The organism is Antarctobacter aquimaris (assembly GCF_900184945.1).
GTDB classification, from domain to species: Bacteria; Pseudomonadota; Alphaproteobacteria; order Rhodobacterales; family Rhodobacteraceae; genus Maliponia; species Maliponia aquimaris.
Window position 1 is genome coordinate 172969 of record NZ_FXYF01000009.1, and the last position, 16558, is coordinate 189526.

Here is a 16558-nt window from a genome sequence, read left to right on the forward strand (position 1 = left end):
CCCATGTCCAATCCTGCCGCTCGCCAACCCGTCTCGCTCAAGGTCGTGTCGATGACCATCGTCGCGCTCTGGGTGCTGATCGCCGCCTTTCCGTTCCTTTGGACGATGTGGGGCAGTTTCAAGGTCGAGGGCGATTTCTTCAGCCGCGCCGACTGGATGAACGCCATCACCGGGCCTGTCACAGAACGCCAGTTCGGCACGCCGTTCACGCTGGACGGCTACCGGGGCGCCTGGATCGAGCAGGAATTCTGGCGCGCCGTCATCAACACCGCCATCGTCACCGTCTCGGTCGTCATCATCTCGCTGACGCTGGGCACGCTTGGCGGCTACGCGCTGGCGCGGTCGGGTTTCAAGTACACCTTCTGGCTGCTGATGGCCGCGCTCGTGTTCCGCGCCATGCCGCATGTCACGCTGGTGTCGGGCTACCTGCTGCCCTTCTTCCAGCTCAACATCTGGGGCTACCTGCCGACGACGATCATCGTGCTGGTGGCGATCAACCAGCCTTTCACGCTGTGGATGCTGCACAGCTTTTTCCTGTCGATCCCGAAGGACCTCGACGAGGCCGCGATGGTCGACGGCTGCACCCGCTTTCAGGCGTTCCGGCTGGCGATCATTCCCGTCATGTGGCCGGGCGTGGTGACGACGGGGCTGTTCAGCTTCCTGCTCGCCTACAACGACTTCACCGTCACCTCGATGCTGCTCAGCCAGGAAAACCAGACGATGATCCCCAAGATCAACGCCTTCCTCGGGTCCACGCAGGAAGAGGGCCGGGTGATGTATGCCGTCGCGGCGGTGGTCTCGGCCATCGTGCCGCTGTTCGTTCTCATTCTCTTCTTCCAGCGCCAGATCGTCAGCGGTCTGACCGCGGGCGCCGTCAAAGGATAAAGGAGGCTCTCATGGCCAGACTGCAATTGAAGAACGTCAACAAGCGCTGGGGCAGCTTCGTGGGCGTCGACAATTTCGATCTCGACATCGCGGATCAGGAATTTCTCGTTCTTCTCGGCCCCTCGGGCTGCGGCAAGTCCACGACGATGCGGATGATCGCGGGTCTCGAGGACGTGACCGACGGCCAGATCATCATGGGTGGCAAGGTTGTGAACGACCTCGAACCCAAGGACCGCGACATCTCGATGGTGTTCCAGTCCTACGGGCTGTATCCGAACCTCAGTGTCTACGAGAACATCCGCTTCCCGCTCCGGGTGCGCAAGGTCCCCAAGGACCAGCACCACGACAAGGTCATGGCCGCGATCCGCATGGTCGAGCTGGAGGACTTCATGGACCGGCGCCCGGCCGAACTGTCGGGTGGCCAGCGCCAGCGCGTTGCGCTGGGTCGCGCGATTGTCCGCAAGCCCACCGTGTTCCTGATGGACGAGCCGCTGTCGAACCTCGACGCCAAGCTGCGTGTCTCGACGCGGGCGCAGATCAAGAACCTGCAATCCAAGCTGCGGGTGACCACGGTCTACGTGACCCACGACCAGATCGAGGCGATGACGCTGGCCGACCGCGTGGTGGTGATGAACGCCGGCAAGATCCAGCAGGTCGGCACGCCGACCGACATCTACGACAATCCCGCCAATACCTTCGTCGCCAGCTTCATCGGCTCGCCGGCGATGAACCTGGTCGAGGGCAAGCTGGAAAACGGCACCTTCATCGCCGAGGGCGTCCGGGTCGAGGGGCTGCCGCAGACCGCGACCAGCAACATCACGCTGGGCTTCCGGGCCGAGGACGCCGAGATCATCCAGGGCGACGGGCAGATCTCGGCGCCGGTCTATTCGATCGAGCTTCTGGGCGAGGCTTCGATGATCACTTGGCGGCTTGGCGGCTCACTGGTGTCGATCAAGACCAACAAGGAATATCGCGCCAACATCGGCGACATCGTCAACGCGCGGATCCCGGCGTCGATCTGCCACCTCTTCGACACGGCCACGGGCGAAAGGATCAATCACGGATGACACCGGAGGAACAGGCCGAAGCGACGCGCCAGGTCATCCTGCGCATGGAGGCGGCGCTTGCGGCGAATTCGAACGACATGGCGGCCCATTTTCACGACGATTTCCGATGGATGGGCAACCGGGGCTGCGGCACCAAGCACGGCCTGGCGGCGTTCCGCCAGAACTGGCAGCTGCCGCTGCGCGCCGCCTTCACCGATCGCGACTACAAGACCGTGCGCTTCATATGCGAAGGCGACTGGGCGTCGTGCTTTGGTCATATCGAGGCGACGCATTCCGGCGAATTCATGGGCCACGCGCCCACCGGCAAGCGGGTGACGATCCCCTACATGGACTTCTGGGTCGTCCGCGACGGCAAGATCGCCGACAACTGGGTGTCGGTGGATTTTGCCTCGGTGCTGGCGCAGTTGGGCGAGGACATCTTTAGCGGGCGCGGCTGGGAACACCTGGACCCCGACGCCCCCGCAGCATCCGAACATCAAGAGGCATGACATGACCATCCGCTACCTGAAAGAAGGCAAGCCCGCCGCCGCACGCGCCGAAGACGACGCGAAAACACGCGCCATCGTCGAGGCTGGCCTCAAGGACATCGAAGAGCGCGGCGACGCCGCCGTCCGCGAGATGTCGGTGAAGTTCGACAAGTACGACCGCACAAGCTATCGCCTGTCGGACAGCGAGATCGACGCGCTGGTCGCCAAGGTCGGCGACCGGGACATGGACGACATCCGCTTTGCCCAGACCCAGGTGCGCCGTTTCGCCCAGGCGCAGCGCGACTCGATGCTGGACATCGAGGTCGAGACGCTGCCCGGCGTGATCCTCGGACACAAGAACATCCCCGTGCAAAGCGTCGGCTGCTACGTTCCGGGCGGCAAGTTCCCGATGGTCGCCAGCGCGCATATGTCGGTCGCCACGGCCGATGTCGCCGGCGTGCCGCGCATCATCGCCGCGACACCCCCCTTCAAGGGCGAACCGAACCCCGCGGTGATCGCCGCCATGAAGCTGGGCGGTGCGCACGAGATCTACGTCATGGGCGGAATCCAGGCGATCGGCGCCATGGCCATCGGCACCCAGACGATCGACCCCGTGCACATGCTGGTCGGCCCCGGCAACGCCTTTGTGGCCGAAGCCAAGCGGCAGCTGTTCGGCCGTGTCGGCATCGACCTTTTCGCCGGCCCGACCGAGACGATGGTGATCGCCGACGAAACCGCCGCCGATGCCGAACTGTGCGCCACCGACCTGCTGGGCCAGGCCGAACACGGCTACAACAGCCCCTGCGTGCTGCTGACCAATTCCGACAGGCTCGCCCGCGACACCATGGCCGAGATCGAGCGCCTGCTGGCGATCCTGCCCACCGCCGACACCGCGCGCACAAGCTGGGAAGACTACGGCGAGGTCATCGTCTGTGACACCTACGAGGAGATGCTTCAGGTCGCCGACAACATTGCCTCCGAGCACGTCCAGGTGATGACGGATCGGGACGACTGGTTCCTCGAGAACATGACCTGCTACGGCGCGCTGTTTCTGGGTCCGCGCACCAACGTCGCCAACGGCGACAAGGTGATCGGGACGAACCACACGTTGCCCACCAAGAAGGCCGGGCGCTACACGGGCGGGCTGTGGGTCGGCAAGTATCTCAAAACGCACAGCTACCAGAAAGTCCTGACCGACGAGGCCGCAGCAGACATCGGCGCCTATGGGTCGCGGCTCTGCCTGCTCGAGGGCTTTGTCGGCCATGCCGAACAGTGCAATGTCCGCGTGCGCCGCTACGGCGGGCTGAACGTGCCCTATGGTGCGCCCGCGCCCTACAAGGAAGCCGCAGAGTGACAGCACGCCTGCCAGAGACACCCGGTTTCCGGCTGGAGGGCAAGCGCGCGCTGGTCGCCGGCGCGTCCTCCGGCATCGGCCTGGGTTGTGCCGTGGCGCTGGCCCGCGCCGGTGCCGAGGTCACGCTGGCCGCGCGCCGGACCGACAAGCTGGACGAGGTCGTCGAAGAGGTGCGGGCCGAAGGATTGGCGGCCCGCGCGCTGGCCCTCGACGTGGCGGACGTGGCCGCGACCGAAGCCGCCGTGGCCGAGACAGGCCCCTACGACGTGCTGGTCAACTCGGCCGGCGTCGCGCGGCACGGGCCCGCGCTGGAGACCACCGAGGCCGATTTCGACCTCGTGGCGGGGCTGAACATCAAGGGCGCCTATTTCCTCACCCGCGCGGTGGCAAAGGGTCTGATCGCGGCCGGCAAGCCCGGCAGTCTCATCAACATTTCCAGCCAGATGGCCCATGTCGGCGGCATCGAACGCGCCGTCTATTGCGCGACCAAGCACGCTGTCGAAGGCTTTACCAAGGCGATGGCGCTGGAATGGGGCAAGAAGGGCATCCGCGTGAACACCATCTGCCCGACCTTCGTGCGCACCGCGTTGACACAGGCCACCTTCGACAACCCCGAGCGGCGCGCCTGGATCATGGACAAGATCAAGCTCGACCGGGTGGGCGAGGTCGAGGACATCATGGGCGCGGTGGTCTACCTGGCCTCGGACGCCTCGGGGCTGATGACGGGCACTTCGATGCTGCTCGACGGCGGATGGACGGCCGGATGATGCACCCGGGCAAGGTCACATCGGCGCAGGTCGCGGCGCGGGCGGGCGTCAGCCAGTCCGCGGTGAGCCGCGTCTTCACGCCGGGCGCCAGCGCGTCGCGAAAGACCCGCGAAAAGGTCCTGCGTGCCGCCGAGGAACTGGGCTATCGCCCCAACCGCGTGGCCCGCGCCATGATCACCGGGCGCAGCCAGATCATCGGCCTGGTGGTGGCCTATCTCGACAACCAGTTCTACCCCGAGGCGATCCAGAAGATTTCGGTCGCGCTACAGGACGAAGGCTACCATGTCCTCGTCTTCATGGCCGCGCCGACGGTGGGTGACGTGCAAGACGTGATGAAGGAGATCCTCGACTACCAGGTCGACGGCATCATCCTTGCCTCGGTTTCGATGTCGTCGGACCTTGCGCAGCGCTGCGTCGATCACGGCATTCCCGTGGTCCTCTTCAACCGCGAACAGGACGACGACCGGCTGTGCTCTGTCACGACCGACAACCATCTCGGCGGCAAGGTGCTGGCGCGCCACCTGGTCGACTGCGGGTATCGCCGGATCGGCTACCTGGCCGGGTTCGAAGGCGCCTCGACGCAGCGGCACCGCGAAGCGGGCTTTCGCGAGGGTCTGGCAGAAGCCGGGCTGGACCTGGCCGCGCGCGAAGTCGGTGGCTTTGAATATGGCCGCGCCCGTGCCGCCGCGCTGGAGATGTTCGCGGGGCATGACCGGCCCGAGGCCGCCTTTGTCGCGAACGACCACATGGCCTTTGCGGCGATGGACGTGGTGCGCCACAAGCTGGGGCTGAAGGTGCCCGACGAGGTGGGCATCGTCGGCTTTGACGACGTGCCGATCGCGGCTTGGCCCGCCTACGACCTGACGAGCTATCGCCAGCCAATCAACAAGATGGTCGCACGCACGGTCGAGAGCCTGATGGAGCGGATCGAGGACCCGACCGTCGCACCCGACCGTATCAAGATCGAGGGGCAGCTGATCGTGCGCGGCTCGACCCGGTTAAAACAAGGATAGGTCTACATGCGCGGCTTTGACCCGAAATGGCGCGACGTGCCCGAGTTCATCAACGGCATCACCTACGAGATCTGGGAGGCGCGCCAGATCGCCAGCCTCACACACCGCTACGCGCCGGGCCTGATCGTGCGCTCGCCCGCGTCCGTGCTGACCGACAACACCAACGTGATCGCCGCGACGATGGCCACGCTGGCCGAATTTCCCGACCGCGAGCTTCTGGGCGAGGATGTGATCTGGTGCGACGACCCGGCGCGAACCACCGGCGACACTCAGGCGTTCCTGTCCTCGCACCGGCTGATCTGCACCGCGACGCACACGCGGCCGGGCGTCTACGGCGCGCCGACCGGCGCGCGGCTGGCCTATCGCATCCTAGCGGACTGCGCGATCCGGTCGGATGCGGTCTATGACGAATGGCTCGTGCGCGACCAATCGGCCATCGTGCGGCAGATGGGGTTCGACCTGGTCGAGTGGACCCGCGACCTGATCGCCCGCGAGGGCGGGGCGGATCGCTGCGTCAAGCCGATGACGCCCGAAACCGACGTGTCGGGCCCCTACGACGGCACGGGCAACGACAGCGACTGGGGCGCGCGCCATGCCGACCTGCTGAACGCCATCATGGCCGGCCACATGGACCGGATACCCGCCGCCTACGACCGCGCCGCGACGCTGCACTACCCAGGCCACGTCCTGACCCAGGGCCGCAGCGAGGCGGACCAGTTCTGGATGGCGCTGCGCGCGGCCTTTCCCGACGCGACCTTTCGGATTGAGCACCGGATCGGGCGCGACGACCCGATGATGCCGCCCCGCTCGGCGATCCGCTGGTCGCTGCACGGACGGCATGCAGGGTGGGGGCGGTTCGGCCGGCCGACCGGGGCCGAGGTCTACATCATGGGGATATCCCACGCCGAATGGGGGCCGTCGCCCGGCGGCGAGCCGCTCTTGCGCCGCGAATGGACCCTGATCGACGAAACCGCGATCTGGAAACAGATACTCTTGCAAACCGGACAGCACGAATGAAAGACTTCTCCAACAAGTTCAAGGACCTGCCGGATTACATCCTGAAGATCACCAAGGAGATCTGGGAAGACCGGGGCCTCGCCACGCTGCACGACTACTATGGCCCAGACATCCCGATGCGGTTTCCCTCGGGCCTCGTGCGCGGAAACGCGGGCGTGATCGACGGCACTCTGGCGACACTGGCCGAAGTGCCCGACCGCCAGCTTCTGGGTGAGGATGTGATCTGGTCCGAAGGTCCCGAAGACGGCCGCTACCTGTCTTCGCACCGGCTGGTGACCTCTGGCACGCACACCGGTCACGGCGCCTTTGGCCCGCCGACCGGCAAACGCTTCGAGATCCGCGTGATCGCGGATTGCGCCGCCAAGGCCAACGTGATCGACGACGAATGGCTGATCCGCGACGTCGGCGGCATCGCCCGGCAACTGGGCTGGGACCCCACCGATTATGCCCGCTACCAGATCAAGTCCGAGGGCGGCCCCGAGACCTGCCAGAGACCCTTTCACCCCCGCGACGACGTGCAGGGCCCCTACACCGGGCCCGGCAACGACAATGAATGGGGCGCCCGTCTCGGCGATATCCTGACGCGGATGATGGAAAAGGATTTCGCCGTCATCCGCCGCGAATACGACCGCGCCGTCCGCACCGAGCATTGGGGCGCCCGCGGCGGCTGGTCCTGGGACTTTGCCGAAACCGACTGGATGCGTCTGCGCTCGTCCTTCCCGACCGCGAAATTCGAGATCCATCACGTCATCGGCCGCGAAGACCCCGGCCTGCCCCGTCGCGCCGCTGTGCGCTGGTCGCTGACCGGCACGCACAGCGGCCACGGGCATTTCGGTCCGCCCTCCGGCGCCGAAGTGCATGTCATGGGCGCGACCCATGCCGAATGGGGCGACTGGGGCCTGCGCCGCGAATTCACGGTGATCGACGAGATCGCCGTCTGGAAGCAGATCCTCCTGCACACGGGCGCCACCGAATGAGCCGCTACGCCACCCTGCCCGACTACATCCTTGGCGTGACCAGGGAGATCTGGGAGGATCGCGGGATCGCGACGCTTCATCAGACCTACGGGCGCGACATGGTGATGCGCTCGACCCAGGGCCTGATCCTGGGCAACCAGGCGGTCATTCGCGACACGCTGGCCGCGCAGGCGGCCTTTCCCGACCGGCAATTGCTGGGAGAGGACGTGATCTGGTCAGGCAGCGAGGCCGAGGGCTACCTCTCATCGCACCGCGTCCGCATCTTGGGCCGGCACACGGGGCACGGCGTCTTCGGGCCGCCGACCGACCGCTTTGTCTCGACGCTCTGCATCGCGGATTGCTACGTCGAGGACGAGGTGATCACCGACGAATGGCTCTGCTACGACGTGTCGTCCATGGTCCGGCAGCTTGGCCACGATCCCGGCGACTGGGCGCGCGACATGATCGCGCGCGAAGGCGGCCGCGACAGGGCGACACGCCCCTTCACGCCCGACCAGGACCGCCCCGGCCCCTATTCCGGCACCGGCAACGACCATCCGCTTGGCGCGCGGCTGGCCGACAATCTGACCGCGATCATGTCTCACGACATCGCCGTGATCGGGCGCGACTACGACCGGGCGGTCGGGTTCTACCATGCCGGCGGCGTGACCGGCTGGGGGCGCCCCGCGCTGGAAGCCGAGTGGATGCAGTTGCGCGCCGCCTTTCCCGACGCCGCTTTCAAGGTTCACCACCGGATCGGCCGCGCCGACCCGGGCGAGCCGGATCGCGCCGCGGTCCGCTGGAGCCTCACCGGCACCCACTCGGGCCACGGGCGGTTTGGCGCGCCGACCGGGGCCGAAGTGCATGTCATGGGCTTCACCCATGCCGAGTTCGGCCCGCGCGGCCTGCGTCGCGAATGGAGCCTCTGGGACGAGGTGGCAATCTGGAAACAGATCCACCTCGCGGCCGCATGACCCGGTTGGCCCCTCTACCCGGCTCCGTCCTCGCGCTGCTCGGATGGTTCGCCAGCCGCCGCGCCCGGCGCCTGAACAATCACCCTCCGGGTCCGGGTGTCGCTGCGCGCACCCCCTCTTCTTCCCCTTACTCCAGGCCGCGCGTCTGACCCCGCGGCCCATCCAGGAAAACGACCATGACCACGCACGACATGACTGCCCGCATCGTCCGCTACGGCGAACTCAAACCCTGCAAGACCGCCTTCATCGACGCCCACACGCCGGGATCGAACCAGAAGGAGAACTTTACCATCATCGGCGGCGGCGTCTCGGAAAGCCCCGATCAGCACGTCCACATCACCATCCCGCACGGCTTCAACATCGGCGCGGCAGGGCAACCGCCACGCTGCCGCAACTCGCTGCACGACCACCACACGGCCGAGGCGTTCTTTGTCCTCAAGGGGCGCTGGCGGTTTTTCTGGGGCCGCTGGGGCACCGCCGGCGAAGTCGTGCTGGAAGAAGGCGACATCTTCAACATCCCCACCGGGATCTTCCGCGGTTTCGAGAACATCGGCACCGATTACGGGATGATCATGGCGATCCTCGGCGGTGACGACGCCGGCGGCGGCGTGATGTGGGCGCCGCAGGTGATCGAGGACGCGCGCGATCACGGCCTGGTGCTGGGCGAGAACGGCAAGCTTTATGACACCAAGAAGGGCCAGTCGCTGCCCGATGGCGTCAAGCCGATGCCGCTGATGTCCGAGGCGGAACTGGCCAAGCGTCCCGAGCCGACGACAGCCGAGGTCCTGCCGAACCACGTGGCGCGCTATTGGGATCTCTACGCGCTCGCCGACCGCAAGCCGGCGCTGGTGATCGGGGAAAACGGCGTGCTGCGCGACAAGCCGGGCTTTGAAGTGGGCTTTGTGACCCGCGGCAGCGCCACCGGGGAGATGCACAGCCACGACCGTCCGTCAGTCCTGATGCCGATGCGCGGCCACTGGAAGGTCACCTGGGACGGCAACGACACCTACGCCGCCGGCGAAGCGGTCCTGGCGCCCGGTGACACGATGTCGGTGCCCGAAAACCTGATGCACACGGCCGTACCTTCGATGACCGGCGAAGCCAGCCTGTATCACGTGGTCGCCACCGGCGATCCGGCCGGTCCGACCTGGCAGCGCTGAACGCCCCGCCGATCCGCCGGGCGCGCCATTCGCGCCCGGCGCAACCCTGCAAGACAAAGGACCCGCGATGCCCGTTCAAACCACCCATGTCGGAAGCCTGCCGCGCAGCCAGGCGGTCGTTGACCAGATTTTCGCCCGCGAACGCAAGGAACCTTATGACCAGGCCGCATTCGATGCCGTCATGACCGAGCATGTCGCGATGCTGGTCCGTCGCCAGAAGGAGGCCGGCATCGGGATCGTCAGCGACGGCGAGACCTCCAAGATCTCTTACGCGACCTACGTGAAGGACCGCTACACCGGCTTCGACGGCGACAGCCCGCGCAACGCGCCCGCCGATCTCAAGCTCTACCCGTCCTTTCTCCAGCGGCTCGCCAATGACGGCGGCACGCCGAAGTACGCCCGGCCCATGTGCGTGGGCGACGTCAAGTCCAAGGGCCAGGGTGAGCTGGAGAAGGACATCGCCAACCTCAAGACGGCGATGCAGGCCAACGGCGTCGAGCGTGGCTTCATGAATGCCGCAAGCCCGGGCGTCATCTCGCTGTTTCTTCAGAACGACCACTATCCGACGCGCGAGGCCTATCTTGCCGCGCTGGCCGACGCGATGAAGGCGGAATACGAGACGATCGTGGCCTCGGGCCTGGACCTGCAACTCGATTGCCCCGATCTCGCCCTGTCGCGGCACATGCTGTTCACCGACCTCAGCGACGAAGAGTTCGTCCGCGTCGCGAACATGCACGTCGAAGCGCTGAACCACGCGCTGGCGGACGTGCCCAAGGACAAGGTGCGGGTCCATATCTGCTGGGGCAACTACGAAGGTCCGCATGTCTGCGACATCCCGATGTCCAAGATGTTCGACACGCTGATGAAGGTCGACGCGCGCTACATGCTGTTCGAAACCTCGAACCCGCGCCACGGCCATGAATGGACCGTGTTCCGGGACCGCAAGGCCGACATTCCCGACGACAGGGTCCTTGTGCCGGGCGTCGTCGACACGACGACCAACTTCGTCGAGCACCCCGAACTGGTGCGCCAGCGCATCGAAGGTTTCACGGATATCGTCGGTGTGGACCGCGTAATCGCGGGCTCGGACTGCGGCTTTGGCACTTTCGCGGGCTTCGGCGCGGTGGACCCCGAAATCGCCTGGGCCAAGCTCGCGACGCTCAGCGAAGGCGCGCGCCTGGTCTCATGACGCCGCTGGTCCTCCTGCCCGGGATGATGTGTGACGCCCGTCTCTGGGGGCCGCAGATGGCGTCCCTTGGGCGCCGCGCGGTCATCCACGCACCGATCACGGAACATGACACGATGCAGGCGCTCGCCGCCGCTGTCCTGGCCGCCGCGCCGCCGCGGTTTGCCCTGGCCGGCCTGTCGATGGGCGGCATCGTCGCCATGGAGATCCTCCGTCAGGCCGCTGACCGCGTCGAGCGCCTCGCCCTGCTCGACACGAACCCGCGCGCGGAACGGCCCGAGGTCAGGGCCGCCCGCGACCCCCAGATCGCGGCGGTGACGGCGGGCAGGCTGCGCGCGGTCATGCGCGACGAACTGAAACCGAACTACCTGGTCGAAAGCCCCGAAAAGCCGGCGATCCTGGACCTTTGCCTTGACATGGCCCTCGGCCTCGGGCCCGAAGTCTTTGTCCGCCAGTCCCGCGCACTGGCCAGCCGGCCCGACCAGACCGAAACGCTCGCGGCCTACCGCGGTCCGACCCTGGTCCTGATGGGCGCCGAGGACAAGCTCTGTCCCCGCGACCGTCACGACCAGATGCACGCGCTGATCCCCGGCTCGCAGCTCGTGATCGTCGCCAACGCCGGGCACCTGCCCACCCTCGAACAACCCCAACGCACGACGGCGGCCCTGCTCCGCTGGCTGGAGGACACATGAACACCGACCTGCTCGATCTGCTCAGACGCTGCGACACCCCGACGATCTGCAATGCCATCGAGGTGGCGAAGGGCAAGCGCGGCTTTTCCGGCTTCACCCGCGGGACCGTCCTGGCAAGCGATGCCGGCGGCGTCATGGTCGGCCATGCCGTCACCGCCAAGATCCGCGCCCTGGAACCGCCGACAGAGGCCCCGGACGTGATCCGCGCCCGCCGCATGGCCTATTACAAGGCGATGGCCGAAGCACCGAAACCGGCCGTCTGCGTGATCGAGGACGAGGACGGCGCCGAGGCGGTCGGCGCCTTCTGGGGCGAGGTCAACACGGCGATCCACAAGGGCTTTGGCCTGGCCGGCACGCTGACGAACGGCGTGATGCGCGATCTGGGCGACCTCGCGCCCGGCTATCCGGTTGTCGCCGGGTCCATCGGGCCGAGCCACGGCTATGTCCACGTCACCGCGCTGGACGTGCCGGTGACGGTCTTTGGCCTGACGATCCGCCCCGGCGACCTGGTCCACGCCGACCGGCACGGCGCGGTGGTCATCCCGTCAGATGTTGTCGACAGGCTCGGGGCCGCGATCCGCAAGATGCAGGAAACCGAACGCCTGGTGCTGGACCCCGCGCGCGCGCCCGGCTTCGACTTTGCGGCATTCGAGGCGGCCTGGACCGCCTTCGAGGCCGCGCGGACCTGATCTCTATCCCGCCTGCAGCCGGTCCAGTCGCAGCTGGGCCGCGCGGCGGTGGCCGTCCAGCCCCTCGCTGGTGCTTTGCCGCACGGCGGGCGGCGCGACGGCCAGAACCCCTTCGGGTTCCATCCACTGATGTGTCGCGACCTTGACATAGGCGCCCACCCAGAGCCCGCCGGTATAGCGCCCCGCCGCCATCGTCGGCAGCGTGTGGTTGGTGCCGCAGCACTTGTCGGAATAGACCACGCTGGCCAGTTCACCGATGAAGAGCGACCCGTAGTGGCGCAGCCTTGCCGCCGTGGCCTGCGGATCTGCCGTGTGCACCTGAAGATGCTCGGCCGCGATGTGGTCGGAATAGGCCAGCATCGCCGCCTCGTCACGCGCCACCGCCACCTCGCCGTAGTCCTCCCAGGCGACGCGCGCGGTCGCGGCGGTGGCCAGGTCGCCAAGCTGGCGCGCGACCTCCGCCACCACTCGTTCGGCCAGGCCCGCATCGGTGGTGATCAGCCCGACCCGCGTGCGCACGTCGTGCTCGGCCTGCGCCAGAAGGTCGGTCGCGATCATCTCGGCATCGCCGGTGTGATCGGCCAGCGTATAGATCTCGGAAGGGCCGGCCAGCTGGTCGATGCCCACGGGCCCGAAAACCTGCCGCTTGGCCTCGTTCACGAAGGCGTTGCCGGGGCCGACGATCTTGTCCACGCGCGGCACGGTTTCGGTGCCGAAGGCCATCGCCGCGATCGCCTGCGCGCCACCGATACGGAAAATCCGGTCCGCGCCCGACAGGTGGCACCCGGCAATCATCGCGGGATGCGCATTCGGCGGCAGACAGGCAATCACCTCGCTGACGCCGGCGACCTTGGCGGGCACGATTGTCATGATCGGCGCGGACAACAGCGGATAGCGCCCGCCGGGCACGTAACAGCCGACCCGCTCCAGCGGGATGATCCGGTGCCCCAGATGCACGCCGGGGCGGATCTCGACGTCTAGTTCTTGCATCGTGGCGCGCTGCGCCTCGGCAAAGGCGCGCACGTTGCCGATGGCGAACTCGGTATCGGCACGGGTCTGCGGATCGAGCGCCGCAACCGCCGCGGCGCGATCCGCCGCCGTGACCTCGAAGGCCTCGAGATCGGATCGGTCAAAGGCGCTGGCAAAGCGCCGGACGGCAGCGTCGCCTTCGGCCGCGACCGCGGCGAGCACCTCGGAAACCGTCGAGGAGACGTCCATTGCGTCCGTCGCGGCGCTGCGGCCGGGTGCCTTGATATGGGTGATACCGTCGAAACCGCTGGTGCTTGGCATGGTCCTGAACCTGTTGTCTGCGAGTCGCCGCATACTACCGGCCGACTGAAAAACTGCAAACGTATTCGACCCAGGAAACGGCAACAAAAATGGGTATTCCCACGCAAGATACCGGAGCGAGAAATATTTCTGCAAACGCATTCATCAAACGCTGCGCGCCCTCTGTCATGCCCCGGGCGGCAGCATCCACCAGGCGGAAAGCGGTCGCATGTTCAGGATCGCCCGGCAGGAAAGCCTGTCCCGGTCGTAGGCGGCGGGGGTCTGGAACACCAGGTTGCGTCGAACGTGAAGCTGATGATGCAGCGCCCGGTAAAGGGTGTCGGCCTCGTCGCCCAGCCCCCATGTGCCCAGCTGCGCCGCAAAGCTGTAGTTGAAACCGGGCTGGATTTCCGAAGTCTGAAAGCTGCTGTCGGCCTTGTGGGGAAGCGCATCGCGCGCCGAGGCCGGGATGGCCGACAGCGACACGGCGCCCTCGCCTCCGCCGGCTTCGATGAAGTTGCGGCGGAAAACGCTCGACAGGGCCGTTCGCGCCATCTCGGCGGGCACGATGTCGCCAAGGCCAAGCCGCCGCGCCAGAAACGGCCCGAAGAGCTGTTCGATGAAACAGGCCGAGGACAGCGGGCCTTGGGTGTCCACTCTGAAATATTCGCCGTTGAACAGGAGCCGGGCATAGACCGCGCCGGCGTCACGCGCCTGATCGCGCCAGCGCCGTGACAGCCCCTTTTCGCCGGCTTCGCGGGCCAGGTCGGCCCCGGCCAGCAGCGCGGCGATCCAGAGCCCACCGCAGTAGCTCGACACGCCCTTCATCGGGATGTTGTCAAAGGTCTGATCCGGCGTGCCATCGTTCTCGATCAAGCCATCGCCATCGATGTCAAAGCGCTGGAGGCGATCGATCGCGACGCGGACAGCCGGGAACAGGCGCACCCGCCAATCCCTGCCCATCGCCCGCCCCTCGCGAAAGATGCAAAGCACGAGGTCGCAGTTCAGGTCCTTCCAGAGGTTCGGGTCCCGGTAGGTGTAGGAATTGGGCACGACGAACGGGTCTTCGCCCGGTCCGCCGACATCGTGCGGACAGCAGCCCGGTGCGTTGATCGGAAAAAGCCCGTGATGCCAGCGGTGGCGGCGCAGGCGCGGATCGCTCGCGAGCGTCAGCGCGGCGAAATCCTCTGTCACCATCGCGGCAAGCTCGGGAAAATGCCGCCCGACGGCTTCGGCGGCGTAGATCCAGAGGTCCAGCGTGTTGTACAGCGCGTAGTCGTGGCACTCGATCAGGCCGAAATGCCGCCGGTCGTCGGGCGCGCCGGTGGCCGAGGTCAGAACCGTCATGCCGTCGACGAGGAAATAAAGCTCGTTGATCGCCTGGCCCGCGCGGTGCGGCGCGTCTCCGACGGACGCCTCCGCCTCGCCATGCCAGGCGTCGATCCGAGCCTCCCATTCGGTCGCGTGGCCGAGGGCGTGATCGGCGATCGCCGCCGCACTGGTGCCAGAGCGGCCCCATTGATCGGTATAGCCGCGCCACCACCGGCGGCCCTGTCCAAAGCTGATGGCAGGCAGGTCCCACACAAGGGCAAAGGTCAGCACCGCGCTCTCGCCCGGCGCCAGCCGCACCGACGCGGCCACCGCCCCCGTCGCCAGCCCCGGCCGGTTCTCCCGAAAGCCGCCTTCCACCACCCAGCTTTGGTCCAGCGGCGGGGCCGAGCCTTCCTTGACGAACGGTGACCAGAAGGCCGCGCCGTCGCCGTAGCCGTCGAAGCAGACCGATCGAGACAGCGCGACCCCGGGCTCTGGCCGGCAGGCGATGGCCCATTGCCCCTGGCCTTCGCCGCGCTCCTCCCCCGCCTGGGCCTGGTCCAGCACCACGCCAAAAGCCTCTCTGCCCTCGAACGGCGTGTTGAAGCCGCCGGTGGCGGTGCGTCTCGGACGATCTTCGCCGAAACTGCGGAACCAGCCGTTGAGATTGGGGAATGTGAACGCAAGGGCAGCGTCGGCGGAACGGTCGGCTTCGTTGGTCAGCTTCCAGCGAAAGAGCGCGACCGGAAGCGACGCCGTCGCCAGATCGCCCGGCACGATCGGAGAAAAGGAAAGACAGTCTGCCCGCACGCCCGCAACGGGCGCATGCCGGTGCCAGGCCTTGGGAAAGAGCCCCTGCCAGGCTTCGGCGGGGACGAAGTCAAGGGAGGTCATCTCTCCCGTGCCGGGATCGGGCTGCAAGGCCCGCGCCTCTGGCCTGTCGCCATCCTGCTGTGCGCGCAACAGGAAACCCGCCGCCGGAAGCGTGAAATGCTTTACGTCGCCCGCCTTGATCGTCCAGCGGCTGAAGGCGCCGGACGACGACCGCATGATCCCACCCGTGCCGATGCCGCCGAGCGGCACGCCGGTCTCTCTCACCGGATGCAGAAGCACGTCCCACTTCGGCGCGGACAGTGGAAGATCGCCACCGTCGCGGCAGAGCGCCGACCGGGGTGCCGAAAAGGGATCGTTGCGGCGCATGGGCTGTTCTCCTTGTGTCGTAGGCGACACGGGCTTTGCGCGGAAATCAAGGCCCTAGAGCATCGTCCACTTGATCTGCAACATAACCGGCATCCTTGAAGAGGTTTCGGCACTCGTTTGGCGGGAAGAGGTCGCATGTTTGTGCGACGGATTGGAAAAGCGCGTCGAAGGTGCGGGCTTTGAGCCGTCGCAGGTGTGCCTTGAGTTTTGAGGACGCCATTTCAATCGGGTTGAGGTCGGGCGAGTACGGCGGCAGGAAGAGCAGCCAGCTGCCTTGCGACTTCAGAACCTCCTGTGCGCAGGCCGATTTGTGGGCCGACAGGTTGTCGGCGATGACCACGTCGCCCGGCTGTAATGTGGGTGCCAGCTGGGTCTCGATGTAGAGGTCGAAAGCGGCGCGGTTCATGGGTCCATCCAGCATCCGAGGCGCGCTGAGTTCGTCGATCCGCAATCCCGCAATGAAGGTCTGGGTGTGCCAGTGTCCGAAGGGCGTATTGGCTTCCAGCCGGGTACCGCGGGCGGATCGGCCCCGCAGTCGTGTCATCCTTGTC

16 protein-coding genes are annotated in these 16558 nt (G+C 66.8%); 13 read left to right on the forward strand and 3 right to left on the reverse strand.

Annotation, left to right across the window (positions count from 1 at the left end; translation table 11 throughout):
- The first annotated feature begins 3 nt into the window (after positions 1-3).
- The 13 genes from MAA8898_RS16715 to MAA8898_RS16775 all read left to right on the forward strand — a co-directional run bounded on the left by MAA8898_RS16715 (position 4) and on the right by MAA8898_RS16775 (position 12227).
- Positions 4-885 (forward strand): carbohydrate ABC transporter permease, encoded by an 882-nt coding sequence (locus MAA8898_RS16715; protein WP_094022163.1) that lies wholly within the window; start codon positions 4-6, stop codon positions 883-885.
- Positions 886-896: 11 nt separating this feature from the next.
- On the forward strand, positions 897-1952 hold the full coding sequence (locus tag MAA8898_RS16720) for an ABC transporter ATP-binding protein (RefSeq protein ID WP_094022164.1): 1056 nt from the start codon (positions 897-899) through the stop codon (positions 1950-1952).
- A complete protein-coding gene (locus MAA8898_RS16725; RefSeq protein ID WP_094022165.1) occupies positions 1949-2440 on the forward strand; it encodes an ester cyclase in 492 nt (163 codons plus the stop codon). Before MAA8898_RS16720 ends, MAA8898_RS16725 begins: the two co-directional genes overlap by 4 nt.
- Position 2441: 1 nt before the next feature.
- The gene (hisD, locus tag MAA8898_RS16730) at positions 2442-3773 is read left to right on the forward strand and encodes a histidinol dehydrogenase (protein ID WP_094022166.1); all 1332 of its coding nucleotides are present in this window, start codon (positions 2442-2444) and stop codon (positions 3771-3773) included.
- Positions 3770-4540 (forward strand): SDR family NAD(P)-dependent oxidoreductase, encoded by a 771-nt coding sequence (locus MAA8898_RS16735; RefSeq protein ID WP_094022167.1) that lies wholly within the window; start codon positions 3770-3772, stop codon positions 4538-4540. The genes hisD (MAA8898_RS16730) and MAA8898_RS16735 overlap by 4 nt, the downstream gene beginning before the upstream one ends.
- Positions 4540-5553 carry a LacI family DNA-binding transcriptional regulator gene (locus tag MAA8898_RS16740; RefSeq protein ID WP_094022186.1) on the forward strand — a complete coding sequence of 338 codons (1014 nt, stop codon included), beginning with the start codon at positions 4540-4542 and terminating at the stop codon, positions 5551-5553. Before MAA8898_RS16735 ends, MAA8898_RS16740 begins: the two co-directional genes overlap by 1 nt.
- 6 nt (positions 5554-5559) lie before the next feature.
- Positions 5560-6570 carry a nuclear transport factor 2 family protein gene (locus MAA8898_RS16745; protein WP_094022168.1) on the forward strand — a complete coding sequence of 337 codons (1011 nt, stop codon included), beginning with the start codon at positions 5560-5562 and terminating at the stop codon, positions 6568-6570.
- On the forward strand, positions 6567-7547 hold the full coding sequence (locus tag MAA8898_RS16750) for a nuclear transport factor 2 family protein (protein ID WP_094022169.1): 981 nt from the start codon (positions 6567-6569) through the stop codon (positions 7545-7547). Before MAA8898_RS16745 ends, MAA8898_RS16750 begins: the two co-directional genes overlap by 4 nt.
- A complete protein-coding gene (locus MAA8898_RS16755; protein WP_094022170.1) occupies positions 7544-8500 on the forward strand; it encodes an ester cyclase in 957 nt (318 codons plus the stop codon). The genes MAA8898_RS16750 and MAA8898_RS16755 overlap by 4 nt, the downstream gene beginning before the upstream one ends.
- A gap of 176 nt (positions 8501-8676) precedes the next feature.
- Positions 8677-9660 (forward strand): cupin domain-containing protein, encoded by a 984-nt coding sequence (locus MAA8898_RS16760; RefSeq protein WP_094022171.1) that lies wholly within the window; start codon positions 8677-8679, stop codon positions 9658-9660.
- Positions 9661-9727: 67 nt separating this feature from the next.
- On the forward strand, positions 9728-10849 hold the full coding sequence (locus tag MAA8898_RS16765; RefSeq protein WP_094022172.1) for a cobalamin-independent methionine synthase II family protein: 1122 nt from the start codon (positions 9728-9730) through the stop codon (positions 10847-10849).
- The gene (locus MAA8898_RS16770; RefSeq protein ID WP_094022173.1) at positions 10846-11538 is read left to right on the forward strand and encodes an alpha/beta fold hydrolase; all 693 of its coding nucleotides are present in this window, start codon (positions 10846-10848) and stop codon (positions 11536-11538) included. Before MAA8898_RS16765 ends, MAA8898_RS16770 begins: the two co-directional genes overlap by 4 nt.
- A complete protein-coding gene (locus tag MAA8898_RS16775; protein WP_094022174.1) occupies positions 11535-12227 on the forward strand; it encodes an RraA family protein in 693 nt (230 codons plus the stop codon). Before MAA8898_RS16770 ends, MAA8898_RS16775 begins: the two co-directional genes overlap by 4 nt.
- A 3-nt stretch (positions 12228-12230) precedes the next feature.
- Here MAA8898_RS16775 and hisD (MAA8898_RS16780) read toward each other — a convergent pair whose 3' ends face one another.
- From hisD (MAA8898_RS16780) to MAA8898_RS16790, 3 genes are all read right to left on the reverse strand, one after another.
- Positions 12231-13517 carry a histidinol dehydrogenase gene (hisD, locus tag MAA8898_RS16780; RefSeq protein WP_094022175.1) on the reverse strand — a complete coding sequence of 429 codons (1287 nt, stop codon included), beginning with the start codon at positions 13515-13517 and terminating at the stop codon, positions 12231-12233.
- A 165-nt stretch (positions 13518-13682) separates the two neighbouring features.
- A complete protein-coding gene (locus MAA8898_RS16785) occupies positions 13683-16007 on the reverse strand; it encodes a GH116 family glycosyl hydrolase (RefSeq protein WP_094022176.1) in 2325 nt (774 codons plus the stop codon).
- Positions 16008-16053: 46 nt separating this feature from the next.
- On the reverse strand, positions 16054-16558 hold a 505-nt coding region (locus tag MAA8898_RS16790), incomplete at its 5' end, for a transposase (RefSeq protein ID WP_141194881.1).